This window comes from Burkholderia sp. BE17 (genome assembly GCF_009362305.1).
Classification (GTDB): Bacteria; Pseudomonadota; Gammaproteobacteria; order Burkholderiales; family Burkholderiaceae; genus Burkholderia; species Burkholderia pyrrocinia_C.
Genome location: NZ_WHNU01000041.1, coordinates 24,055 through 45,876 on the forward strand (window position 1 = coordinate 24,055; position 21,822 = coordinate 45,876).

General features: G+C 66.1%; 23 protein-coding genes and 1 tRNA gene. 15 read left to right on the plus strand and 9 right to left on the minus strand.

The annotated features are described in order from the left end of the window. Positions 1-21: 21 nt before the first annotated feature. On the plus strand, positions 22-657 hold the full coding sequence (locus GD429_RS30100) for an LON peptidase substrate-binding domain-containing protein (RefSeq protein WP_152862525.1): 636 nt from the start codon (positions 22-24) through the stop codon (positions 655-657). 93 nt (positions 658-750) lie between these two features. On the opposite strand, the gene mutY is transcribed toward GD429_RS30100, so the two are convergent. After that, a complete protein-coding gene (gene mutY, locus GD429_RS30105; protein WP_152862527.1) occupies positions 751-1,857 on the minus strand; it encodes an A/G-specific adenine glycosylase in 1,107 nt (368 codons plus the stop codon). 24 nt (positions 1,858-1,881) lie between these two features. Further along, positions 1,882-2,709, minus strand: coding sequence for a bifunctional DNA-formamidopyrimidine glycosylase/DNA-(apurinic or apyrimidinic site) lyase (mutM, locus tag GD429_RS30110; RefSeq protein ID WP_034179065.1), 828 nt, complete (start codon positions 2,707-2,709; stop codon positions 1,882-1,884). 368 nt (positions 2,710-3,077) lie between these two features. Here mutM and GD429_RS30115 point away from each other — a divergent pair, with 368 nt between their 5' ends. From GD429_RS30115 to hisC, 8 genes are all read left to right on the plus strand, one after another. After that, positions 3,078-4,901: a tetratricopeptide repeat protein gene (locus GD429_RS30115; protein ID WP_152862529.1), complete on the plus strand. Its 1,824-nt coding sequence runs from the start codon at positions 3,078-3,080 to the stop codon at positions 4,899-4,901. Continuing rightward, on the plus strand, positions 4,901-5,521 hold the full coding sequence (lolB, locus tag GD429_RS30120; protein WP_111016074.1) for a lipoprotein insertase outer membrane protein LolB: 621 nt from the start codon (positions 4,901-4,903) through the stop codon (positions 5,519-5,521). The genes GD429_RS30115 and lolB overlap by 1 nt, the downstream gene beginning before the upstream one ends. Positions 5,522-5,549: 28 nt before the next feature. Continuing rightward, positions 5,550-6,431 (plus strand): 4-(cytidine 5'-diphospho)-2-C-methyl-D-erythritol kinase, encoded by an 882-nt coding sequence (gene ispE / locus GD429_RS30125; protein ID WP_152862531.1) that lies wholly within the window; start codon positions 5,550-5,552, stop codon positions 6,429-6,431. Positions 6,432-6,486: 55 nt separating this feature from the next. Beyond that, positions 6,487-6,563 (plus strand) — tRNA-Gln (locus GD429_RS30130). A 44-nt stretch (positions 6,564-6,607) separates the two neighbouring features. After that, complete coding sequence (locus tag GD429_RS30135) at positions 6,608-7,564, plus strand: ribose-phosphate pyrophosphokinase (RefSeq protein ID WP_034179069.1); 957 nt, start codon at positions 6,608-6,610, stop codon at positions 7,562-7,564. Between the two features lie 160 nt (positions 7,565-7,724). After that, positions 7,725-8,330: a 50S ribosomal protein L25/general stress protein Ctc gene (locus tag GD429_RS30140; RefSeq protein ID WP_152862533.1), complete on the plus strand. Its 606-nt coding sequence runs from the start codon at positions 7,725-7,727 to the stop codon at positions 8,328-8,330. A gap of 120 nt (positions 8,331-8,450) precedes the next feature. After that, positions 8,451-9,050: an aminoacyl-tRNA hydrolase gene (pth, locus tag GD429_RS30150; RefSeq protein ID WP_034179071.1), complete on the plus strand. Its 600-nt coding sequence runs from the start codon at positions 8,451-8,453 to the stop codon at positions 9,048-9,050. A 117-nt stretch (positions 9,051-9,167) separates the two neighbouring features. Beyond that, complete coding sequence (gene hisC / locus GD429_RS30155) at positions 9,168-10,235, plus strand: histidinol-phosphate transaminase (protein WP_321574984.1); 1,068 nt, start codon at positions 9,168-9,170, stop codon at positions 10,233-10,235. Between the two features lie 81 nt (positions 10,236-10,316). Here hisC and GD429_RS30160 read toward each other — a convergent pair whose 3' ends face one another. The 3 genes from GD429_RS30160 to rsmD form a co-directional block, all read right to left on the minus strand. Continuing rightward, on the minus strand, positions 10,317-10,583 hold the full coding sequence (locus GD429_RS30160; protein ID WP_034179073.1) for a YfhL family 4Fe-4S dicluster ferredoxin: 267 nt from the start codon (positions 10,581-10,583) through the stop codon (positions 10,317-10,319). Positions 10,584-10,642: 59 nt separating this feature from the next. Further along, on the minus strand, positions 10,643-11,140 hold the full coding sequence (coaD, locus tag GD429_RS30165) for a pantetheine-phosphate adenylyltransferase (protein ID WP_031403077.1): 498 nt from the start codon (positions 11,138-11,140) through the stop codon (positions 10,643-10,645). A gap of 111 nt (positions 11,141-11,251) precedes the next feature. Then, a complete protein-coding gene (gene rsmD / locus GD429_RS30170) occupies positions 11,252-11,866 on the minus strand; it encodes a 16S rRNA (guanine(966)-N(2))-methyltransferase RsmD (RefSeq protein ID WP_152862540.1) in 615 nt (204 codons plus the stop codon). Between the two features lie 216 nt (positions 11,867-12,082). On the opposite strand from rsmD, the gene ftsY reads away from it, so the two are divergent. Beyond that, complete coding sequence (gene ftsY, locus GD429_RS30175) at positions 12,083-13,237, plus strand: signal recognition particle-docking protein FtsY (protein WP_152862542.1); 1,155 nt, start codon at positions 12,083-12,085, stop codon at positions 13,235-13,237. Positions 13,238-13,322: 85 nt separating this feature from the next. Here the strand turns inward: ftsY and maiA are convergent, their stop codons facing one another. After that, on the minus strand, positions 13,323-13,967 hold the full coding sequence (maiA, locus tag GD429_RS30180) for a maleylacetoacetate isomerase (RefSeq protein ID WP_152862544.1): 645 nt from the start codon (positions 13,965-13,967) through the stop codon (positions 13,323-13,325). 194 nt (positions 13,968-14,161) lie between these two features. Here maiA and ybiB point away from each other — a divergent pair, with 194 nt between their 5' ends. Next, positions 14,162-15,136 carry a DNA-binding protein YbiB gene (gene ybiB / locus GD429_RS30185; RefSeq protein WP_152862546.1) on the plus strand — a complete coding sequence of 325 codons (975 nt, stop codon included), beginning with the start codon at positions 14,162-14,164 and terminating at the stop codon, positions 15,134-15,136. Between the two features lie 381 nt (positions 15,137-15,517). Beyond that, positions 15,518-17,167 (plus strand): 2-isopropylmalate synthase, encoded by a 1,650-nt coding sequence (gene leuA, locus GD429_RS30190; RefSeq protein WP_152862548.1) that lies wholly within the window; start codon positions 15,518-15,520, stop codon positions 17,165-17,167. A gap of 131 nt (positions 17,168-17,298) precedes the next feature. On the opposite strand, the gene GD429_RS30195 is transcribed toward leuA, so the two are convergent. Then, complete coding sequence (locus GD429_RS30195) at positions 17,299-17,682, minus strand: nuclear transport factor 2 family protein (RefSeq protein ID WP_152862550.1); 384 nt, start codon at positions 17,680-17,682, stop codon at positions 17,299-17,301. Between the two features lie 52 nt (positions 17,683-17,734). Then, on the minus strand, positions 17,735-18,304 hold the full coding sequence (locus tag GD429_RS30200; protein WP_152862552.1) for an acyloxyacyl hydrolase: 570 nt from the start codon (positions 18,302-18,304) through the stop codon (positions 17,735-17,737). Between the two features lie 360 nt (positions 18,305-18,664). Between GD429_RS30200 and rpoH the strand changes: the two genes are divergently transcribed. Next, positions 18,665-19,600, plus strand: a complete 936-nt coding sequence (rpoH, locus tag GD429_RS30210) for an RNA polymerase sigma factor RpoH (protein ID WP_258281028.1) — start codon at positions 18,665-18,667, stop codon at positions 19,598-19,600. Positions 19,601-19,610: 10 nt separating this feature from the next. Here rpoH and GD429_RS40725 read toward each other — a convergent pair whose 3' ends face one another. Beyond that, complete coding sequence (locus tag GD429_RS40725) at positions 19,611-19,781, minus strand: hypothetical protein (protein WP_193727234.1); 171 nt, start codon at positions 19,779-19,781, stop codon at positions 19,611-19,613. A gap of 166 nt (positions 19,782-19,947) precedes the next feature. On the opposite strand from GD429_RS40725, the gene cydP reads away from it, so the two are divergent. Continuing rightward, entirely contained in the window at positions 19,948-20,235 is a 288-nt protein-coding gene (gene cydP, locus GD429_RS30215) for a cytochrome oxidase putative small subunit CydP (RefSeq protein WP_174421259.1), read from the plus strand. Beyond that, positions 20,225-21,805 (plus strand): cytochrome ubiquinol oxidase subunit I, encoded by a 1,581-nt coding sequence (locus GD429_RS30220; RefSeq protein ID WP_152862558.1) that lies wholly within the window; start codon positions 20,225-20,227, stop codon positions 21,803-21,805. Before cydP ends, GD429_RS30220 begins: the two co-directional genes overlap by 11 nt. Positions 21,806-21,822 lie beyond the last annotated feature (17 nt).

The following is a 21,822-nucleotide window of genomic DNA, read 5'->3' on the forward strand; positions in this document are numbered from 1 at the left end:
CCGCCCCAACGCCCGCGCGCCATGTCCTCCCTATCGACCACCCTGATCGACCTGCCGCTGTTTCCGCTGCACACGGTGCTGTTTCCGGGGGGCCTGCTCCCGCTCAAGGTGTTCGAGGCACGCTATCTCGACATGTCCCGCGCGTGCCTGCGCGACAACGCGCCGTTCGGCGTGTGCCTGTTGAAGAGCGGGCCCGAAGTCGCGCAGGACGGCGCCGTGTCGGTACCCGAAACCATCGGCTGCATGGCGCGCATCACCGAGTGCGACACCGGCGAATTCGGGATGCTGTATCTGCAGGCGGTCGGCACGCAGCGTTTCGAACTGCTGTCGTATCGCGTCGAAGGCAACGGGCTGCTGGTCGGCATCGCGGAGCCGCTGCCCGACGACATCCCGCTCGAAGGCGAGCTGGCGCTCGCGCAGTTCGGCTCGTGCGCCGAAGTACTCGAGCGCATCATCGGCGCACTGAAGAAATCCGAGCCGGGCAAGCTGCCGTTCGGCGAACCGTTCCGCCTCGACGATCCGAGCTGGGTGTCGAACCGACTCGCGGAACTGCTGCCGCTCGACCTGCGCGCGCGACAAAAGCTGATGGAGTTTCCGGACGTCGGCGCACGCATCGACGCCGTGCACCACGTGCTCGACCGGCACGGCTGGCTGTAAGCGCCTCCGACAGGACTTCCTTCGGCGCGGAAAAGCTGCGGCAACCCGGCGTTTTCTCGAGCGCGCGGCCCGCGCCGCACCCTTTCCTCTTCGTTACAGCAGCGGCCCGCTCAGTGCATCGAGCAGCTTGCGCACGGGCGCCGGCACGCCGTACGCATCGAGCCGGCTCAGCGGCACCCACGCGGTTTCCGCGTCCCGTGCCTGCGACGGCAGGCCGCCGCCGTCCGCCATGTCGCTCAACCGCGGCTCGATATCGAGCCGGAAATGCGTGAACGTGTGCGTGAACGGTGCAAGCGGAACCGGGCCGCCGCCGCCGAAGCCGTGCGCAAGCTCCGCGAGCGCGGCGTCGCCGTCCGCCTGCGGCAGGCACCACAGGCCGCCCCAGATGCCGGCCGGCGGCCGCCGCTCGAGCAGCACGGCGTCGCCATCGCGCAGCACGAGCATCCAGGTCTTGCGCGTCGGCACGGCCTTCTTCGGCCGCGCGGCCGGCAGTTCGCGCTGCCGGCCCGTCGATTGCGCGACGCAGTCGCCCGCGAACGGGCAACGTGCGCAATCGGGCTTGCCACGCACGCACAGCGTCGCGCCGAGATCCATCAGCCCCTGCGTATATGCGCTTACGTCCGCCGCGTTCGCGGCGTCGGGCAACAGCGATTCGGCGAGCGCCCACATGTCGTTCTCGACGCGCTTCTCGCCCGGAAAGCCCTCGACGCCGAACACGCGCGCGAGCACGCGCTTCACGTTGCCGTCGAGGATCGTCGCGCGTGCGCCGTACGCGAACGACGCGATCGCCGCGGCCGTCGAGCGGCCGATGCCCGGCAGTTCGGCCAGCGCGTCGGGTGTCGCCGGAAATGCGCCGCCGTGCTCGGCGGCGACGACCTGCGCGCAGCGGTGCAGGTTGCGCGCGCGCGAATAGTAGCCGAGCCCCGCCCACAGCGCCATCACGTCGTCGACCGGCGCGGCCGCGAGCGCGGCGACATCGGGGCAGCGTTCGAGAAAGCGTGCGTAATACGGGATGACGGTCGACACCTGCGTCTGTTGCAGCATGATTTCCGACAGCCAGATCCGGTACGGATCGCGGGTGTTCTGCCACGGCAGGTCGTGGCGGCCATGCTCGCGCTGCCACGCGATCAGGCGCGTGGCGAACGTGCGGTGCAGCGGCGTGACGGGGAACGGAGCGGGGGCGATGCGGGGCGGCTTCAAGTTATCTAATTGCGGAAAAAGGTTTCAACGCTGGCAGGTCGCACAGAAATAGGTCGACCGCTGGCCCTGCACGATCTGGCGGATCGGCGTGCCGCATACGCGGCAAGGCTGGCCGGCACGGTCGTAGACGAAGCAGTCGAGCTGGAAATAACCGCTTTCGCCGTTGCTGCCGACAAAATCGCGCAGCGTGCTGCCGCCGCGCTCGATCGCATCGGCGAGCGTCGCGCGCACCGCGTCGGCCAGCCGCTCGTAGCGCGGCAGCGACACCTTGCCGGCGGCCGTCGTCGGCCGGATGCCGGCGCGAAACAGGCTCTCCGACGCATAGATGTTGCCGACGCCGACGACCATGTCGCCCGCGAGTAGCGCCTGCTTCACCGACACCGTGCGGCCGCGCGTGCGCGCATGCAGCAGCGCGCCGGTGAACGCCGGCGAGAACGGCTCGACGCCGAGGCTCGCGAGGAGCGGATGCGCATGCACGTCGCCCGCTTCGCGCGGGTGCCACAGCACGGCGCCGAAGCGGCGCGGATCGCGGAACCGCAGCACGAACTCGTCGAAGATCCAGTCGATGTGGTCGTGCTTCGCGGCAACCGGCACGCCGGCCGCTGGCAGCACGCGCAGCGTGCCCGTCATGCCGAGATGGACGATGAACCAGCCCGCGTCGACCTCGAACAGCAGGTACTTGCCGCGACGCTCGACGGCGAGCACCTCGCGTGCGCGCAACTGCTCGGCGAGCCCCGCCGGCACGGGCCAGCGCAGCATCGCGGTACGGACGTCGACACGCTCGACGCGGCGGCCCGCGACAAAGGGCTCGATGCCCCGGCGCGTGACTTCGACTTCTGGCAACTCTGGCATGTTATTCGGGTCTGAGGCTAGGGTCTGTTTGCATATGGAACGCGCATGCGTTGCCACGAGAACGGCCGCTCGCGAGGCGCGCGACGCTGCGAATACTGGACGTATTCGCAAGGAGCGCAACGCGGCGAGCGGCCGTTCTCGTGGCAACCCCAAATTAAAAAATTCATGTCACGGGAATGCCCGAAATCGCCCGCATAGCGGCGTCGCTCGTCGCTTGTTTGGCTCGCCAAACGGCGCTCCTCGCTTCTTGCTATGCGGGCGATTTCGGGCATTCGCATGTGCGTTCCATATGCAAACAGACCCTATCACGATCGTGCGTGTATTGTAGCGAGCGCGTTACAATCGGTTGAAACATCGAACGGATTTCCATGACTCTGCCCTCGAAGCTGCTTCAGAAGCGCCCCGCCGCCGCGCGCGGCGCGCGCGCCTTCCCGGTCCGTCGTGCAATCGGCGCCGCGCTGTTTGCCGCCTGGACCCTCACCGCCTTCCCGGCTCACGCGCAGGATCCGGCATCGGACGACGCGGAGCCGCAGGGCGCGTTCGAGCATGTGATGCCGGACGAGCAGAAGAATCTCCCGGGCGTCCCGCTGACGAGCCAGATCGTCTACCAGGTGCTCGCGGCCGAGGTCGCGCTCCAGCGCAACCAGCCGGCGCCCGCGTACCAAACCTACCTCGCGCTCGCCCGCGACACGCGCGATCCGCGCATGGCGCAGCGTGCGACCGAGATCGCGCTCGGCGCGCAGAGCCCGGCCGACGCGCTGTCCGCCGCGAACCTGTGGCGCCAGTACGCACCGGATTCGAACCGGGCGTCGCAGGTCGACGCCGCGCTGCTGGTGCTCGCCGGCAAGCCGGCCGACGCGCAGCAGATGCTCGCGCGCGAGCTGGCCCGCGCAACCGGCGAGACGCGCGGCCCGGCAATCCTCGCGCTGCAGGCGCTGCTCGTGCGCGGCCCCGATCGCGTCGGCGGCCTCGCGGTGCTGAAGGACATGCTGAAGAACGACATGAACCGGCCCGAGGCGCAGCTCGCGATCGCGCGGCAACAACTCGCGGTCGACGACAAGGACGGTGCCGCCCAATCGCTGAAGCAGGCGCTGCAGCTTCGCCCCGACTACCTGCCGGCGGCCCTGATGCTGTCGCAGATGGGGCCGGCGGAACGCGCGGCGGGCATCGCATCGTTCGAGAAATATGTTCAGCAGAATCCGAAGTCGCGCGACGCGCGGCTCGCGCTGTCGCAGCTCTATCTCGCCGACGATCGCCTCGACGACGCGCAGAAGCAGTTCGAGACGATGCGCAAGCTCGACTCGAAGGATCCGACACCGCTGATGGCGCTCGCGCTGATCAAGATTCAGCAGAAGAAACTCGACGAAGCGACCGCCTACCTGAAGCAGTACGTGCAGCTCGGCAACAAGCAGCCGAACCTCGACGTCGGCCAGGGCTACATCTACCTCGCGCAGATCGCGATCGACCAGAACAACGACGCGCAGGCGTCGCAATGGCTCGACAAGGTCGACCAGACGAGCCAGCACTATCTCCCCGCGCAGATCACGCGCGCGCAGTTGCTGCAGAAACAGGGCAAGACCGACGAGGCGCGCAAGGTGCTCGACGACCTGCCGATCACGGATCCGCGCGACGCGGCCGTGGTCGCGCGCACCGACGCGTCGATCCTGTTCACCGCGAAGCGCTATCCGGAAGCCGAGGCACGGCTCGGGCAGGCGGTCCAGGACTTCCCCGACGATCCCGACCTGCGCTACGACTACGCGATGGCGGCCGAAAAGACCGGTCACTACACGACGATGGAACAGCAGCTGCGCGAGCTGATCCGCACCCAGCCCGACAACCCGCAGGCGTACAACGCGCTCGGCTATTCGCTTGCCGACCGCAACCAGCGCCTGCCCGAAGCCAGCAAGCTGATCGACAAGGCGATGACGCTCGCACCGAACGATGCCTACATCATGGACAGCCTCGGCTGGGTGAAGTACCGGATGGGCGACACGGCCGGCGCTACGAAGGTCCTGCGGCACGCGTACGAACTGCAGCCGAACGCCGAAATCGGTGCTCACCTCGGCGAAGTGCTGTGGAAGAGCGGCGCACAGGACGACGCGCGTTCCGCGTGGCGTGCCGCGCAGAAGCTCGAGCCCGACAACGAAACGCTCGTGCAGACGCTGAAGCGCCTGCAGATCAACGGCCTCTGATGCAGATGTTCCCGATGCTTTCCCTGTCCTCCCGCGCGCAGCGCACGCTGGCCGCGGCCGGCGCCGCGCTCGCGCTCGCCGGCTGCGCGAGCACGCCGCCATCGGCAAGCGCGCCGACAGGCGCGGTGCTGCAGACCGCCGCGACGCACGCTTACCATGGCCGCTTCGCGGTACAGTACGACGACCGTCTCGGCAAGCAGCAGAACGTGTACGGCAACTTCGACTGGCAGGAGCACGGCGACGACGTGTCGCTCGAGCTGCGCAGCCCGCTCGGCCAGACGCTCGCGGTCGTGAAGTCGACGCCACAGGCGGCGTCGCTCGAGCTGCCGAACCGTCCGACGCAATTTGCGACGGACGTCGGCGACCTGATGCAGCGAACGCTCGGCTTCGCACTGCCGCTCGCGGGCCTGCGCTACTGGCTGCTGCCGACGCCCGCGCCCGCGACGCCGGCGGAGACGGTACGCGATCCGGCCGACGACACGCACGTCAAGCAGATCCGCCAGGACGGCTGGACGATCGACTACCTTGCCTACGCGGACGCTCCGGCCACGGGCGTCAAACGCGTCAACCTCGTGCGCGCGACACCGCCGCTCGACATCAAGCTCGTGCTCGATCAGTGAAGCACGAGCGCCTAGCCCCGACATACGCATGACCGATTCGACCCGCTCGCTGCGCAACTGCCTTGCGCCCGCGAAACTCAACCTGTTCCTGCACATCACCGGCCGCCGCCCGAACGGCTATCACGACCTGCAGAGCGTGTTCCAGTTGCTGAACTGGGGCGACACGCTGCACTTCACGCTGCGCGACGACGGCCGCGTCGCACGCGTCACCGACGTGCCCGGCGTGCCCGAGGAAAGCGACCTCGTCGTACGCGCGGCCAACCTGCTGAAGGCGCACACGGGCACCGCGGCAGGTGTCGACATCGAGATCGACAAGTGCCTGCCGATGGGCGCCGGCCTCGGCGGCGGCAGCTCCGACGCGGCGACGACGCTGCTCGCGCTGAACCGGCTGTGGCAACTCGACCTGCCGCGCGCGGAGCTCCAGTCGCTCGCGGTGAAACTCGGCGCGGACGTCCCGTTTTTTATTTTTGGAAAAAATGCGTTCGCAGAGGGTATCGGAGAAGAATTAGCTGAGGTAGAATTGCCGACTCGCTGGTTCTTGGTTGTGACGCCACGCGTTCATGTCCCGACCGCTGAAATTTTTTCAGATGAGTTGTTGACAAGAGATTCGAAGCCAGTCACAATTGCTGACTTTCTTGCACAGCAAAACAGCGATGCGGGATGGCCAGACAGCTTCGGCCGGAACGATATGCAGCAAGTTGTGACAAGTAAGTACGCGGAAGTTGCGCAGGTGGTCAAATGGTTGTATGATGTGACCCCCGCGAGGATGACCGGCTCCGGAGCAAGCGTGTTTGCAGCGTTTCGCAGCAAACACGAGGCAGAAGCGGCGAAAGCCAAGCTGCCCGCCAGTTGGAACGGCGCAGTTGCCGAGAGCCTGAACGAGCATCCGCTCTTCGCTTTCGCGTCATGAAGTTTTACTTTGCCGGATGGCCTACACGAATCCGGTAAAGTTATCAGTTAAGTGTAGGGGAGTCGCCAAGTTGGTCAAGGCACCGGATTTTGATTCCGGCATGCGAGGGTTCGAGTCCTTCCTCCCCTGCCAAAAATTTTCCCGCATTTCCCGCCTAAGCCTGAAGCAGGTGCACGATGAGCAGCCATGACGGCCTGATGGTTTTTACTGGCAACGCGAATCCCGCGCTCGCCCAGGAAGTCGTCAACATTCTTGGAATTCCCCTCGGCAAAGCGATGGTCAGCCGTTTCTCCGACGGCGAGATCCAGGTCGAGATCCAGGAAAACGTACGTGGCAAGGACGTCTTCGTCCTGCAATCCACGTGCGCACCGGCGAACGACAACCTGATGGAACTGATGATCATGGTCGATGCGCTCAAGCGCGCATCCGCCGGCCGGATCACTGCAGCCATCCCCTACTTCGGCTACGCCCGTCAGGATCGCCGCCCGCGTTCGGCGCGCGTCGCGATCTCGGCGAAGGTCGTCGCGAACATGCTGGAAATCGCCGGCGTCGAGCGGATCATCACGATGGATCTGCACGCCGACCAGATTCAGGGCTTCTTCGACATCCCGGTCGACAACATCTACGCAACGCCGATCCTGCTGGGTGACCTGCGCAAGCAGAACTACTCGGATCTGCTCGTCGTGTCGCCGGACGTCGGCGGCGTGGTGCGTGCCCGGGCACTCGCGAAGCAGCTCAACTGCGATCTCGCGATCATCGACAAGCGTCGTCCGAAGGCGAACGTCGCCGAAGTGATGAACATCATCGGTGAAGTCGAAGGCCGCACCTGCGTGATCATGGACGACATGGTCGATACGGCCGGCACGCTCTGCAAGGCCGCGCAAGTGCTGAAGGACCGCGGTGCGAAGCAGGTGTTCGCGTACGCGACGCACCCCGTGCTGTCGGGCGGCGCCGCCGACCGCATCGCCGCATCGGCACTCGACGAGCTGGTCGTCACCGATACGATCCCGCTGTCGGCCGAATCGCTGGCGTGCTCGAAGATCCGCTCGCTGACGAGCGCGAGCCTGCTGGCCGAGACGTTCTCGCGGATCCGCCGCGGCGATTCGGTGATGTCGCTGTTCGCGGAATCCTGATCGCGAGTCGACACAACAAAGCATGCGCAGAAAGCGAAGCGGCAACGCTTCGCTTTTTGCACAATCGGACGGGATAGACGAAACCCCGCCGTTTCATCGGGGGCCGCCGTTTGACGGCCCCGTTTTACTGCCTGGTCGCGGGCAGCTATTGGAGAATTACATGAAAGTCGTCGCTTTCGAGCGCCAAGAGCAAGGTACGGGTGCGAGCCGCCGCCTGCGCAACGCCGGTAAGACCACGGGTATCGTTTACGGTGGCGAAGCAGCCCCGCAAAAGATCGAACTCGATCACAACGCCCTGTGGCACGCGCTGAAGAAGGAAGCCTTCCACTCGTCGATCCTCGACCTCGAAGTGGCCGGCCAGTCGCAGCAGGTTCTGCTGCGCGACGTGCAATACCACCCGTTCAAGCAACTGGTGCTGCACGTGGACTTCCAGCGCGTTGACGCGAAGAAGAAGCTGCACACGAAAGCACCGCTGCACTTCCTGAACGCTGAAATCAGCCCGGCCGTGAAGCTGTCGAGCGCGATCGTTTCGCACGTCGCGACGGAAATCGAAATCGAGTGCCTGCCGGCCGACCTGCCGGAGTTCCTCGAAGTCGACCTGTCGAAGATCGAAGCCGGTCAATCGCTGCACGCGAAGGACATCACGCTGCCGAAGGGCGTCGCGCTGGTCGCGCACGTCGACGCGGAAAACCCGGTTGTCGCATCGGCGACGATCCCGGCTGGTGCCGTGTCGGACGCAGGCGAAGGCGAAACGCCGGCTGCCTAAGCGGCTGCCTACGCGCCCCATCGATCCGTTTCACGAAACGGTCGACGCAACCCGCCGCGGCTTGCCCGGCGGGTTTTTCTTTTTCTGCGCCCAGGCGGCCGTTGCCGCCTTCGAAACGTCATGATCAAACTGATCGTCGGCCTCGGCAATCCCGGGGCGGAATACACCGCGACGCGCCACAATGCCGGCTTCTGGTTGATCGACCAGCTCGCCCGCGAAGCAGGCACGACGTTACGCGACGAGCGCCGCTTCCACGGCTTCTACGCGAAAGCACGCCTGCACGGCGAGGAAGTGCACCTGCTCGAGCCCCAGACCTACATGAACCGCTCCGGTCAGTCGGTCGTCGCGCTCGCGCAATTCTTCAAGATCCTGCCCGACCAGATCCTCGTCGCGCACGACGAGCTCGACCTGCCGCCCGGCACCGTGAAGCTGAAGCTCGGCGGCGGCAGCGGCGGCCACAACGGTCTCAAGGACATCTCCGCGCACCTGTCGACGCAGCATTACTGGCGGCTGCGGATCGGCATCGGCCATCCGCGCGACCTGATTCCGGAAAGCGCGCGCGCCGGCGCGAAGCCCGACGTCGCGAACTTCGTGCTGAAGCCGCCGCGCCGCGAGGAGCAGGACGTGATCGACGCGTCGATCGAACGCGCACTCGCCGTGATGCCGATGGTCGTCAAGGGCGAACTCGACCGCGCGACGATGCAGCTGCATCGCAACTGATCGCGCATCGCACCGGCCCGGTGCATCGTGCCGTCCGGCGTCGCCGGGCGTCACGCCTTTCCCACCGTGACGCGCACATGCGGTAATCTGGTCGTTTTGCCCGACAGGAGCCAAGCGGTGAGCCGTTACTGGAGCGACGTCGTTCAGCAACTCGTGCCTTACGTGCCGGGCGAACAGCCCGTGCTCGCGCACCCCGTCAAGCTGAACACCAACGAGAATCCCTATCCGCCATCGCCGCGCGTCGTCGCGGCGATCGCACGCGAACTCGGCGAGACCGGCGACACGCTGCGCCGCTATCCGGATCCGGTCGCGCGCGCGCTGCGCGAAACGGTTGCGGCCCATCACCGCATCAAGCCCGAACAGGTGTTCGTCGGCAACGGCTCCGACGAGGTGCTCGCGCACACGTTCCAGGCGCTGCTGAAGCACGACCGGCCGCTGCGGTTTCCCGACATCACGTACAGCTTCTATCCGACGTATGCGCGCCTGTACGGTGTGCAGACCACGGTCGTGCCGCTCGCTGACGATTTCTCGATCCGCGTCGACGACTATCTCGACGACGCCGGCGGCGTGTTGTTTCCGAACCCGAATGCACCGACCGGGCGCGCGCTGCCGCTCGCGGACGTCGAGCGGATCGCGACCGCGAATCCGTCGTCGGTCGTCGTGATCGACGAGGCGTACGTCGATTTCGGTGCGCAGTCGGCGATTACGCTGATCGACCGCCATCCGAACCTGCTCGTCGTGCACACGACGTCGAAGGCGCGCTCGCTCGCGGGCATGCGCGTCGGCTTCGCGTTCGGTGATGCGGCGCTGATCGACGCGCTGAACCGCGTGAAGGACAGCTTCAACTCCTATCCGCTCGACCGGCTCGCGCAGGTCGCCGCGCAGGCCGCGTACGAGGACACCGACCATTTCGACGCAACCTGCCGGCGCGTGATCGACAGCCGGACGCGGCTCACGCATGCACTCGACGCGCTCGGCTTCGACATCGTGCCGTCGGCCGCGAATTTCGTGTTCGCGCGCCATCCCGCGCACGATGCGGGCACGATCGCGGCAAGGCTGAAGGAACGGGAAATTTTCGTGCGGCACTTCCGGCTGCCGCGGATCGACCAGCATCTGCGCATCACCGTCGGCACCGACGCCGAATGCGATGCGCTCGTCGCCGCGCTGCGCGAGCTGCTTGCCTAAGGAAGAACCGGCGCCGGACGGCGCCGCTCGGGAAGCGTGACGCGTGCGCCGATAGCCCAAAGCGCGCGCGTCACCGCGGGGTCACGACGCGTCGTCGCCCTTCCCGGCGATCAACGCGTGGTACTTCTCCATCAATTGCGCGTGCGATTCGTCATGCTGCGGATCGCGCGGAATGCATTCGACCGGACACACCTGCTGGCACTGCGGTTCGTCGAAATGGCCGACGCACTCGGTGCACTTGTTCGGGTCGATCACGTAGATGTCCGGGCCCATCGAAATCGCGCCGTTCGGGCACTCGGGCTCGCACACGTCGCAATTGATGCACTCGTCGGTAATCATCAAAGCCATACTGATCTCACTTCTTCAGGCCGGCGGCCGGCTTCGCAACGAAACCGGCCGGCGCCGCGTCACGCGGCAGGGCCTCCCATCGCAGCAACTTTCTCGGTCAGCCACTTCTCGACGGACGGGAACACGAACTTGCTGACATCGCCGCCCAACTGCGCGATTTCGCGCACGATCGTTCCCGAGATGAACTGGTACTGATCGGACGGCGTCATGAACATCGTCTCGACGTCGGGCAGCAGATAGCGGTTCATCCCGGCCATCTGGAACTCATACTCGAAATCGGACACGGCGCGCAGGCCGCGCACGATCACGCGTGCGTTGTTGGTGCGGACAAAGTCCTTCAGGAGACCGGTGAAACTCATCACCTTCACGTTCGGATAATGGCCGAGCACCTCGTTCGCAATCGTCAGACGTTCTTCGAGCGAGAAGAACGGCTTTTTCGCGCGGCTGTCGGCGACGCCGACCACCAGCGTATCAAAAATGCTCGACGCACGCCGCACGAGGTCTTCGTGCCCGCGCGTCAGCGGATCGAACGTACCGGGATACACGGCGACTACCATGTCGCTCCTCCTGTCATCACGCAAACGGGATGGCAGCCGTGCGATGCGCACGCCACTGCCGAGATGGGCATGCGTCGCCTTTGCGGTGCGCCGCCTCGTATGGAACGCGCATTATTCATCATTTTCGCGCCGCAGCAAATGATAGTGAACCGCACCCGCCTTGCCGTGCTTCACGACCTGCCAGCCCGCGAGCGCGTCGTGCGCGGCCGGATCGAGTTCCGCCCCCGTCTCGACGTACAGCGCGCCGTCCGCCGCGACGAGCGGCGCCGACAGCGCGATCGCGCGCTCGAGCGCGGCCGGTTCGCCGAACGGCGGATCGAGAAACACGACATCGAACGCGCCCGGCGTGAGCCCGGCCGCGAGCCGCAGCGCATCGGCCTCGGCGACCTCGACCGCGCGGGCGCCGAGCTTGTCCTTGATCGCACGCAGTTGCTGCGCGGCGCGCGGATGGCGCTCGACCATCACGACGCTCGCCGCGCCGCGCGACGCGGCCTCGAAGCCGAGCGCGCCGGTGCCCGCGAACAGGTCGAGGCAGCGCCGGCCTTCGAGATCCTGGCCGAGCCAGTTGAACAGCGTCTCGCGCACGCGATCGGGCGTCGGCCGCAGGCCGTCGAGATCGAGCACCGCGAGCGGGGTGCGTTTCCAGTCGCCGCCGATGATGCGGATCGTGTGCGGCTTGCCGCGGCCAGGAGGGGCCGCCGGGCGGCCGGGAGAGGAACGGGACATACGGAATATAGGCAACGGAGGGACCGGGCGCGCGCCAGGGCGCACCGCCAAACAGGCGCACGTTACCACAGCGGCGGCGCGCACTGACGCGAGCGCCGCGCCGCACTGATAAAATGCACGGTTTCGGCCGCCGAGCGCCGCGCCCGCGCGAACGCAGAACGGCCCCTCCGGCGCCCCGCCTCTGGCGGCGGCCCGCCCTCTTCCCGACGCCAGACCATGTTCAGCTTCTTCAAACGATTCAAGAAAACGCAGGAGCCCGATCCCGCGGAATCGCAATCGGCCGACGCGCAGCAAACGGACGAGCCGTCCGATGCGCCCGCGCCCGAGGCTCCGCCCGCGGTCGACGTGCCGCAGGCGCCCGCGCAACCGGCCGCGCCGGCCGTCGTGATGACGGTCACGCCGACCAACGACGGTCGCGACGAAGTCGTCGAGACGGTCGAGATCGTCCCGCCGCCGCTGCAGGACGCATCCGCGAAGAAATCGTGGCTTGCGCGCCTGAAAACGGGGCTCGCGAAAACGGGCAACAGCATCACCGGTGTATTCGTCAACACGAAGATCGACGAGGATCTGTACGAGGAGCTCGAAACCGCGCTGCTGATGTCCGACGCGGGCGTCGACGCGACCGAGTACCTGCTCGACGCGCTGCGCGAAAAGGTGCGCACCGGCCGGCTGACCGACCCGCAGCAGGTGAAGGGTGCGCTGCACGACCTGCTCGTCGAGCTGCTGAAGCCGCTCGAGAAATCGCTGATGCTCGGCCGCGCGCAGCCGCTCGTGATGATGATCGCCGGCGTGAACGGCGCGGGCAAGACGACCAGCATCGGCAAGCTCGCGAAGCATCTGCAAAGCTTCGACCAGTCGGTGCTGCTGGCCGCGGGCGACACGTTCCGCGCGGCCGCGCGCGAACAGCTGGCGGTCTGGGGCGAGCGCAACAACGTGACGGTCGTGCAGCAGGAAAGCGGCGATCCGGCCGCGGTGATCTTCGACGCGGTCAGCGCCGCGCGCGCGCGCAAGATCGACGTGATGATGGCCGACACGGCCGGCCGCCTGCCGACGCAGTTGCACCTGATGGAAGAGCTGAAGAAGGTGAAGCGCGTGATCTCGAAGGCGCACGACGGCTCACCGCACGAAGTGCTGCTGGTGATCGACGCGAACACTGGCCAGAACGCGCTCACGCAGGTGAAGGCATTCGACGACGCGCTCGGCCTCACGGGCCTCATCGTCACGAAGCTCGACGGCACCGCGAAGGGCGGGATTCTCGCCGCGATCGCGCGGCAACGCCCAGTGCCCGTCTACTTCATCGGCGTCGGCGAGAAGGTCGAGGACCTGCAGCCGTTCAGCGCCGTGGAATTCGCGGACGCGCTGCTCGGCTGAACACCGCCGGCACGTATCGCACGGGGCGCCTTCGGGCGCCCTTTTTCATGCGCGCCCGATCATGCGCACCTCGGGGGCGCCGCGCTCATTCGGCGTCGGGCTGCACGCCGGGTTCGGCGGCCTTGAACGCGTCGAGCGTCGATGCATGGTCGACGATCCGCTGGATCGTCGGATAGCGCGTCGTGTCGATCGAGAAGCGGTTCGCGTTGAACACCTGCGGCACCAGGCACACGTCGGCGAGCGTCGGCGTGTCGCCGAAGCACAGCTTGCCGGCGCGCGGATCGTGCGCGAGACGCGTCTCGAGCGATTCGAAGCCCGCCTCGATCCAGTGCCGGTACCACGCGTTCTTCGCCTCTTCCGGCACCTGCAGCATGTGCTTCAGGTACTTCAGCACGCGCAGGTTGTCGAGCGGATGGATTTCGCACGCGATCTGCAGCGCGATCGCGCGCACATACGCGCGGTCGACCGGCTGCTTCGGCAGCAGCGCGGGCGCGGGATGGGTTTCTTCGAGATATTCGATGATCGCGAGCGACTGCTGCAGCGTCGCGTCGCCATCGGTCAGCGTCGGCACGACCGCATCCGGATTCAGCGCGCGGTACTCGTCCTTCAGTTGCTCGCCGCCGTTGCGCAGCATGTGCACGGGGACATAGTCGAACGGCAACTGCTTCAGGTTCAGGGCGATCCGCACGCGGTACGACGCGGAACTGCGGAAATAGCTGTAGAGCTTCATGACATGTCTCTCGTAGTCGTATTCGGCCGGCAACGGCACAGGCGCGGCGCAGCCGGCGCGCCCACCGCCCGTAACCAGAGTGTAGCGCGACGCGATGCGCGGCCGCGCTTGCGCCGGCCGCGCCCATGCGATACTCGGGGCATTCCTCACCGCTCACCGCGCGGCCCGATGCCGGCCGCCCGCCCCACGCACCGATGACCGCTTCCCACGATCCCGCCGCCACTCCGTTCCCTTGCGCCCGCTTCATCAAGGAGATCGGCCGCGGTCCGCACGGCGCGCGCGCGCTGTCCGCCGAGGACACGTTCGAACTCTATCGCGCGATGCTCGACGCACGCGTGTCGGACGTCGAACTCGGCGCGATCCTGATCGCCTATCGGCTGAAGGGCGAAACGTCCGACGAGCTGGCCGCGATGCTCGCCGCCGCGCAGGCGTCGTTCGAGCCCGTGCACGTGCAGGACGCCGCGTTCCGCCCCGTGTCGATCCCGAGCTACAACGGCGCGCGCAAGCAGCCGAACCTCGTGCCGCTGCTCGCGCTGCTGCTGGCGCGCGAAGGCGTGCCGGTGCTCGTGCACGGTGTCGAGCGCGACCCGGGCCGCGTGACGAGCGCGGAGATTTTCTCGGCGCTGTCGCTCGCACCGTCGACGTCGCACGATGCGATCGAGGACATGCTCGCCGAACGCCGCGTCGCGTTCGCGCCGATCGAGGCGCTGGCGCCGCGCATCGCGCACCTGCTGTCGATGCGCCGCGTGCTCGGCGTGCGCAACTCGACGCATACGCTCGTGAAGATCCTGCAGCCGTTCGCGCCGGCCGGCCTGCGGCTCGTCAACTACACGCACCCGCCTTACCGCGACAGCCTCGCGCAATTGTTCCGCGACCATCCCGACGCAGCGCTCGGCGGCGCGCTGCTCGCGCGCGGCACCGAAGGCGAAGCCGTCGCCGATACGCGCCGCCAGGTGCAGGTCGACTGGCTGCACGACGGCGTGTGCGACACGCTGATCGAGGCCGAACGTTCGTCGACCGATACGCCGCCCGTCGCACTGCCCGAATCGCGCGATGCGGCAACGACGGCCGCGTGGACGGACGCCGTGTTGCGCGGCGAGGTGCCGGTGCCCGACACGGTCGCGCGGCAGGTCGGAACGATCGTGCAGATCGCCCGCACCACGCGCTGACGGCACGGCAACGACCGGCCCCCGCGCACCGACGATTTGACACGCGCCCGCATCCTGGCATAGAGTGACCGTCATGCGTTCCTTTCCGAACACCCTCCGAATTACCTCCGGCCGCCTAGCGCGGCCGCTATCTCTACGACTAGCCTAAGGCTGTCGTAGCGCCGTGTGCTGTCCGCACGGTCCCTCCCAGCAGTTCCTCGCAGTATCCCTCTCGCAGTTTTTACAACCCGAAGTCGTCAGCATTCGTCCGTCTATCCGTCGGTCGATTCGCGAAGATCATTCGCATCCGCAGCGCATTTCGCGCGCCGCGGTGCGAGGCAGCGCCAACCGTCGCCCCTGCCGCCCGTCTTCGCTCGCGACTTGAGACCCGAGGTCCAGAAGATGAAGCGCAATCCGCAAGACAAGTACCGACCGTTCGAGCCCGTCCGCATCAATGGCCGCCGCTGGCCGACCCGCACCATCGAGCGCGCGCCCGTCTGGATGAGCACCGACCTGCGCGACGGCAACCAGTCGCTGATCGAGCCGATGAGCATCGAGCAGAAGCTCGAGTTCTTCGAGATGCTGGTCGCGATCGGTTTCAAGGAGATCGAAGTCGGTTTTCCGTCGGCGTCGCAAACCGACTTCGATTTCGTCCGCAAGCTGATCGACGACAAGCGGATTCCCGACGACGTGACGATCGAGGTGCTCGTGCAGTCGCGCGAAGACCTGATCGCACGCACGTTCGACGCGCTCGAAGGCGTGCCGCGCGCGATCGTGCACCTGTACAACGCGGTCTGCCCGTCGTTCCGCCGCATCGTGTTCGGGATGTCGAAGAGCGACGTGAAGGCGCTCGCAGTCGACGGCACGCGCATCATCAAGGAGCACGCCGCCGCGCGCCCCGACACGCACTGGACCTTCCAGTACTCGCCGGAAACCTTCAGCATGACCGAGCTGACGTTCGCGCGCGAGATCTGCGACGCGGTCGCGCAAACCTGGCGGCCGACCCGCGACCACAAGATGATCGTCAACCTGCCGGCCACCGTCGAAGCCGCGAGCCCGAACGTGTTCGCCGACCAGATCGAATGGATGGACCGCAACCTCGCGTATCGCGACAGCATCGTGCTGTCCGTGCATCCGCACAACGATCGCGGCACCGCGGTCGCGGCAGCCGAACTCGCGCTGCTCGCGGGCGCCGACCGCATCGAGGGCTGCCTGTTCGGCAACGGCGAGCGCACCGGCAACGTCGATCTCGTCACGCTCGCGCTGAACCTCTACACGCAGGGCATCGATCCGGGCCTCGACTTCTCCGACATCGACGCGGTGCGCCGCGTCGTCGAACGCTGCAACCAGATTCCCGTGCATCCGCGCCATCCGTACGCGGGCGACCTCGTGTTCACCGCGTTCTCGGGCTCGCACCAGGACGCGATCCGCAAGGGCTTCGCGCAGCAGCGCCCCGACGCTGTCTGGGAAGTGCCGTACCTGCCGATCGACCCGGCCGACCTCGGCCGCAGCTACGACGCGGTGATCCGCGTGAACAGCCAGTCCGGCAAGGGCGGCGCGACGTTCCTGCTCGAACGCGGCATGGGCTTCACGCCGCCGCGCCGCGTGCAGATCGAATTCAGCCATGCGGTGCAGACACTCGCCGATGCATCCGGCGAGGAAGTGACGGGCGACGCGATCTGCGCGCTGTTCGCCCGCGAATTCTTCGAGACCGACGGCCCGGCCGCGCGGCATGGTAGCGGTGCGCGCTGGCAGAGCCGCGAGATCGCGGCAGCGCCGGCGGCGGCCGATGCGACGCCCGAGGATGCCGTGCGACGTTTGGCCGCGGCATTCGCGGCGGCCGCCGGCGCCGCGATCGACATCGCAGCGTGCGAACACGCGCGCACGACGGACGGCCGGAACGCGGTATCGGTCGGCTGCCGGGTCGGCGATGCGCCGCTGCGGCACGGCGTCGGCCTGCACGCCGATGCGGCGAGCGCCGCGCTCGATGCAATCGTCAGCGCAATCAACCGCTCGGCATGGCATTGCACGGACCGCCGCGCGGCGGCCTGACGCTCAGGGTTCGACAGTCAGCGAGCAGGGCGTGACCGCCCGTGCGCCGCGCGATCCGCGCCGCACGGGCCTGCAAAAAGCGGCCTAGAAAGCCGCTTCGGTGGGGACATGAAAAGGAGCGCCACACGCGCTCATGTCTCGGTCGCGCACCGCGTCGCCTGCCATGCGAGCAGGCACCAGCGGCCCTGCTCCGCGGTGTGGACGGACGTATAGGCTATCGGGAAGACCAGGCCGCCGTTGTTCGTTTCCATCTCGATCAACGCGCGCCCGGTGACGACGCAGGTTTCGCCGCCGACTGGCAGCACGTCCTGCGACTGGATTTCGATCTGACGATAGCGGCGGCGGCCGGCGACGATGGCGTCGATGAACTGCTGCTTGGTTTCACGTTTGCCGTTGGTGTGCACGAAGAACACCTTGTCCGACAACAGCGCGTCGAGCGCCTCGCCGTCCCCGTCCACCATCGCCCGGAACCGATCGCGCTCGAGCGCGCGGATCGCATCGACCACCTTCGCCATCGCCTGACTCCTCGGCAACGCGCACGCCGTGCGCCGTGCGCAGGCATGCGGATCAGAAGTTGTACTGCACGTAGAACTGGTGGAAATTTATACCAGGATTCGGCTCTTTGATACCCGCGTTAGACACATGTTGAAAACGGTAACCGACCTGATACTGTTGCCGTTCTCCGAATTGTGCGCCGACGCCGACCACATCCACGAACTGGAACGACGTCGCGAGCGAAAGATTGTTGGAGATCGTCGGGGAAGTGAGGAACCGGATGCCGGCGCCGGCCTCGACGAACGGGCGCACCTGGCCCGCGCTCTTGATGAAGCGGAACATCGGCGTCGCGCCGAACTCGCCGAGGTTGCCGTGGACATTGCCGCCCGTGTGCCAGTAGCCGACGTGGCCTTCCATCACGAACGCGAAGTGCCAGCCGCCGATTTCCCACCAGTTCCAGCCCGGATCCCACACCACGCCGAGATCGGCCTTGTCGATCGCGTGACGATCCGAAAACCCGCCGCCCGCCTGGATCCCCCATCGATCCGCGAACGCCGCACCCGATCCACCCAGCAGTGACGCCGCCAGCATCGCATGCAGCGCAAGCCGGCTGCGGGGCCGGCGATTCTTCTTATTGTTCATCTGACACTCCAACTTTGTGGGTTGAATGGGGCCTGCCGCGACGGCCTGGCCCGAGCGAACTGAATGGTATGGTAAAGGACTTTTCGGATCGGCATCACGAAGCGAAATGGCTTGCTTCCAAAACGACAAAAATCGAAACCGTCTACCGATTCTCATCAGAAACAACGACTTACGGAACTTCGCCTCGCCGCCTCTGTCGCAGAATCGACTATCGACTCGACGAACTCGATAGAAAACCGGGAACTCCGATGCCCACGCCCGCTCTAAGGAATTAGCACTCAGTTTGCGGGAGTGCTAAGATGGCCCACGGAATCTCATCCGAGACCGGGGGTTTGTCCCTGATTCCAAAGGAGTTTTTTAGTGAGCAACGCCCTGACCCTTCCGAACACCCTGAGCCTGACGCCGGCCAAGGCCGAATCGGCAGGCTCGCTGGCGCTCGCAGCTCAATCGATGTTGCCGGGCCAGCTTGGCAACATCGATTCGTATATCCAGGCCGTCAATCGCATTCCCCTGCTGACGGCTGAAGAAGAACGCCAGTACGCAACCGAATTCCGCGAAGACAACAACCTCGATTCGGCGCGCCGCCTCGTGCTGTCGCACCTGCGTCTCGTCGTGTCGATCGCGCGCAACTATCTCGGCTACGGCCTGCCGCACGGCGACCTGATCCAGGAAGGCAACATCGGCCTGATGAAGGCCGTGAAGCGCTTCGATCCGGCGCAGAACGTGCGTCTCGTGTCGTACGCGATCCACTGGATCAAGGCCGAGATCCACGAGTACATCCTGCGCAACTGGCGCATGGTGAAGGTCGCGACGACGAAGGCGCAGCGCAAGCTGTTCTTCAACCTGCGCAGCCACAAGAAGAGCATGCAGGCGATGACGCCCGAGGAAATCGACGGCCTCGCGCAGGAGCTCAACGTCAAGCGCGAAGAGGTGGCCGAGATGGAAACGCGCCTGTCGGGCGGCGACATCGCGCTCGAAGGGCAGGTGGAAGACGGCGAGGAGTCGTACGCGCCGATCGCCTATCTGGCCGACTCGCACAACGAGCCGACCGCCGTGCTCGCCGCGCGTCAGCGCGACACGCTGCAGACGGACGGCATCGCGCAGGCGCTCGACGCGCTCGACGCACGCAGCCGCCGCATCATCGAGGCGCGCTGGCTGCACGTCGACGACGACGGCTCGGGCGGCTCGACGCTGCACGATCTCGCCGCCGAGTTCGGCGTGTCCGCGGAACGCATCCGCCAGATCGAAGCGAGCGCAATGAAAAAGATGCGCACCGCCCTCGCCGAATACGCATAAATCCGGCGATTCAGAGCGCTTCATCGAAAACCGCTGCCCGACCGGCAGCGGTTTTTTTTCGTCCGATTTTCCGCTGCATTTCACCCGCATCCCCGCTCGTTTCTTCGCCGATTAATTGACCTGATTCATCAGGTAATAGGCCGTTTTCGGGCCCCTTCCGCATAACCTTGATCTGCCTCAAGTTTCAGCCCGTAGTTAGCGACGGTCTGCCGCAGCGCAGCACTCGGCATCGCAAAGCCGTCATCTTAAAATTGGCATGTCAGGCGCAAAAGGATTAAAACAGCTTCACGGCCGTCATAAATCCGACGTAAAGTCGCCCCCAATCCGACCTCAATCGATTCAGGATAATCGCCTTGATCTCGATCAATAAAGAGCCTGCGCCGCCACCTCCCCCGCGGCCGGCCGGCATGATCGGCTGGCGCGCGCGCATCGCCGCGTGGGCTCGCGGGCCGACCCTCGCCCGCGACATCACGCTGGTGCTGATCGTCAAGCTGATCCTCCTGATGTCGCTCAAATACGCATTCTTCAATCATCCGCAGGCCGAGCACATGTCGCTTCCGCCTGCCGCCGTCGCCGAGAGGCTGCTCTCGGTACCGGCGCCTGCACCTACCGAGGGAGACCACCATGATAAGTAGTGAAGTCGTCGATCTATCACGCCTGCAGTTCGGCATCACGGCGCTCTACCACTTCCTGTTCGTGCCGCTGACGCTCGGCCTGTCCTGGCTGCTCGTCATCATGGAAGCCGTCTACGTGATGACCGGCAAGCAGGTCTACAAGGACATGACCCAGTTCTGGGGCAAGCTGTTCGGGATCAACTTCGCGATGGGCGTGACGACCGGCATCACGCTCGAATTCCAGTTCGGCACGAACTGGTCGTACTACTCGCACTATGTCGGCGACATCTTCGGCGTGCCGCTCGCGGTCGAAGGACTGATGGCGTTCTTCCTCGAGTCGACGTTCGTCGGCCTGTTCTTCTTCGGCTGGAACCGCCTGTCGAAGGTCAAGCACCTGATCGTCACGTTCCTCGTCGCGCTCGGCTCGAACCTGTCCGCGCTGTGGATCCTCGTCGCGAACGGCTGGATGAACAACCCGGTCGGCGCCGAGTTCAACTACCAGACGATGCGTATGGAGATGACGAGCCTGTTCGACGTGCTGTTCAACCCGGTCGCGCAGGTGAAGTTCGTGCACACGGTGTCGGCCGGCTATGTGTCGGCCGCGATGTTCGTGCTTGGCGTGTCGTCGTGGTACCTGCTGAAGAAGCGCGACATCGACTTCGCGCTGCGCTCGTTCGCAGTCGCGGCCGGCTTCGGCCTCGCGGCGACGCTCTGCGTGATCGTGCTCGGCGACGAATCGGGCTATACGACCGGCGAAGTGCAGAAGATGAAGCTCGCGGCGATCGAATCCGAATGGGAAACGCAGCCGGCGCCTGCATCGTTCACGCTGATCGGCATTCCGAACCAGGAAGAACAGCGTACCGACTACGCGATCAAGATTCCGTATGCGCTCGGCCTGATCGCGACGCGCTCGATCGACGAACCGGTGATCGGCCTGCGCGATCTCGCGAAGCACAGCGAGGAGCACATCCAGAGCGGGATGATCGCGTACGGCGCGCTGCAGAAGATCAAGCAGGGCGACACGAGCGCCGCGACGCGCGAACTGTTCGACCAGCACAAGCAGTATCTCGGCTACGGGCTGATGCTCAAGCAGTTCACGCCCAACGTGACCGACGCGACGCCGGAGCAGATCAAGGCCGCCGCGAAGAAGACGATCCCGCCGGTCGCACCCGTGTTCTTCTCGTTCCGGATCATGGTGCTCCTCGGCTTCCTGTTCGTCGCGACGTTCGTTGCCGCGTTCTGGTTCTGCGCGCGCCGCGAACTGCTGCAGGACAACCGCCGCTGGTTCCTGCGCTATGCCGTGTGGGCGATCCCGCTGCCGTGGATCGCGATCGAATTCGGCTGGATCGTCGCCGAGCTCGGCCGCCAGCCGTGGACGATCGCCGGCGTGCTGCCGACACACCTGTCCGCGTCGAGCCTGACGCCGACCGACCTGTACCTGAGTCTCGCGGGCTTCATCCTGTTCTACACCGCGCTGTTCGTCATCGAGATCAAGCTGATGTTCAAGTACGCGCGCCTCGGCCCGTCGTCGCTGCATACCGGCCGCTATCACCACGAACTCGCGGCTGCCAGCGAGCGCGCCCCGGCCTGAGCACGCACCTGAAACGG

Excerpts from the sequence above, each read along its gene's own strand:
- pth (WP_034179071.1), top strand. The coding sequence starts at position 8,451 with ATGATCAAACTGATCGTCGGCCTCGGCAATCCCGGGGCGGAATACACC.
- GD429_RS30195 (WP_152862550.1), bottom strand. The coding sequence starts at position 17,682 with ATGGCGAAGGTGGTCGATGCGATCCGCGCGCTCGAGCGCGATCGGTTC.
- ispE (WP_152862531.1), top strand. The coding sequence starts at position 5,550 with ATGACCGATTCGACCCGCTCGCTGCGCAACTGCCTTGCGCCCGCGAAA.
- ftsY (WP_152862542.1), top strand. The coding sequence starts at position 12,083 with ATGTTCAGCTTCTTCAAACGATTCAAGAAAACGCAGGAGCCCGATCCC.
- coaD (WP_031403077.1), bottom strand. The coding sequence starts at position 11,140 with ATGGTAGTCGCCGTGTATCCCGGTACGTTCGATCCGCTGACGCGCGGG.
- leuA (WP_152862548.1), top strand. The coding sequence starts at position 15,518 with ATGAAGCGCAATCCGCAAGACAAGTACCGACCGTTCGAGCCCGTCCGC.
- rsmD (WP_152862540.1), bottom strand. The coding sequence starts at position 11,866 with ATGTCCCGTTCCTCTCCCGGCCGCCCGGCGGCCCCTCCTGGCCGCGGC.
- GD429_RS30115 (WP_152862529.1), top strand. The coding sequence starts at position 3,078 with ATGACTCTGCCCTCGAAGCTGCTTCAGAAGCGCCCCGCCGCCGCGCGC.
- GD429_RS30160 (WP_034179073.1), bottom strand. The coding sequence starts at position 10,583 with ATGGCTTTGATGATTACCGACGAGTGCATCAATTGCGACGTGTGCGAG.
- GD429_RS30220 (WP_152862558.1), top strand. The coding sequence starts at position 20,225 with ATGATAAGTAGTGAAGTCGTCGATCTATCACGCCTGCAGTTCGGCATC.
- GD429_RS30200 (WP_152862552.1), bottom strand. The coding sequence starts at position 18,304 with ATGAACAATAAGAAGAATCGCCGGCCCCGCAGCCGGCTTGCGCTGCAT.
- GD429_RS30135 (WP_034179069.1), top strand. The coding sequence starts at position 6,608 with ATGAGCAGCCATGACGGCCTGATGGTTTTTACTGGCAACGCGAATCCC.
- maiA (WP_152862544.1), bottom strand. The coding sequence starts at position 13,967 with ATGAAGCTCTACAGCTATTTCCGCAGTTCCGCGTCGTACCGCGTGCGG.
- mutM (WP_034179065.1), bottom strand. The coding sequence starts at position 2,709 with ATGCCAGAGTTGCCAGAAGTCGAAGTCACGCGCCGGGGCATCGAGCCC.
- lolB (WP_111016074.1), top strand. The coding sequence starts at position 4,901 with ATGCAGATGTTCCCGATGCTTTCCCTGTCCTCCCGCGCGCAGCGCACG.
- GD429_RS30100 (WP_152862525.1), top strand. The coding sequence starts at position 22 with ATGTCCTCCCTATCGACCACCCTGATCGACCTGCCGCTGTTTCCGCTG.
- GD429_RS30140 (WP_152862533.1), top strand. The coding sequence starts at position 7,725 with ATGAAAGTCGTCGCTTTCGAGCGCCAAGAGCAAGGTACGGGTGCGAGC.
- ybiB (WP_152862546.1), top strand. The coding sequence starts at position 14,162 with ATGACCGCTTCCCACGATCCCGCCGCCACTCCGTTCCCTTGCGCCCGC.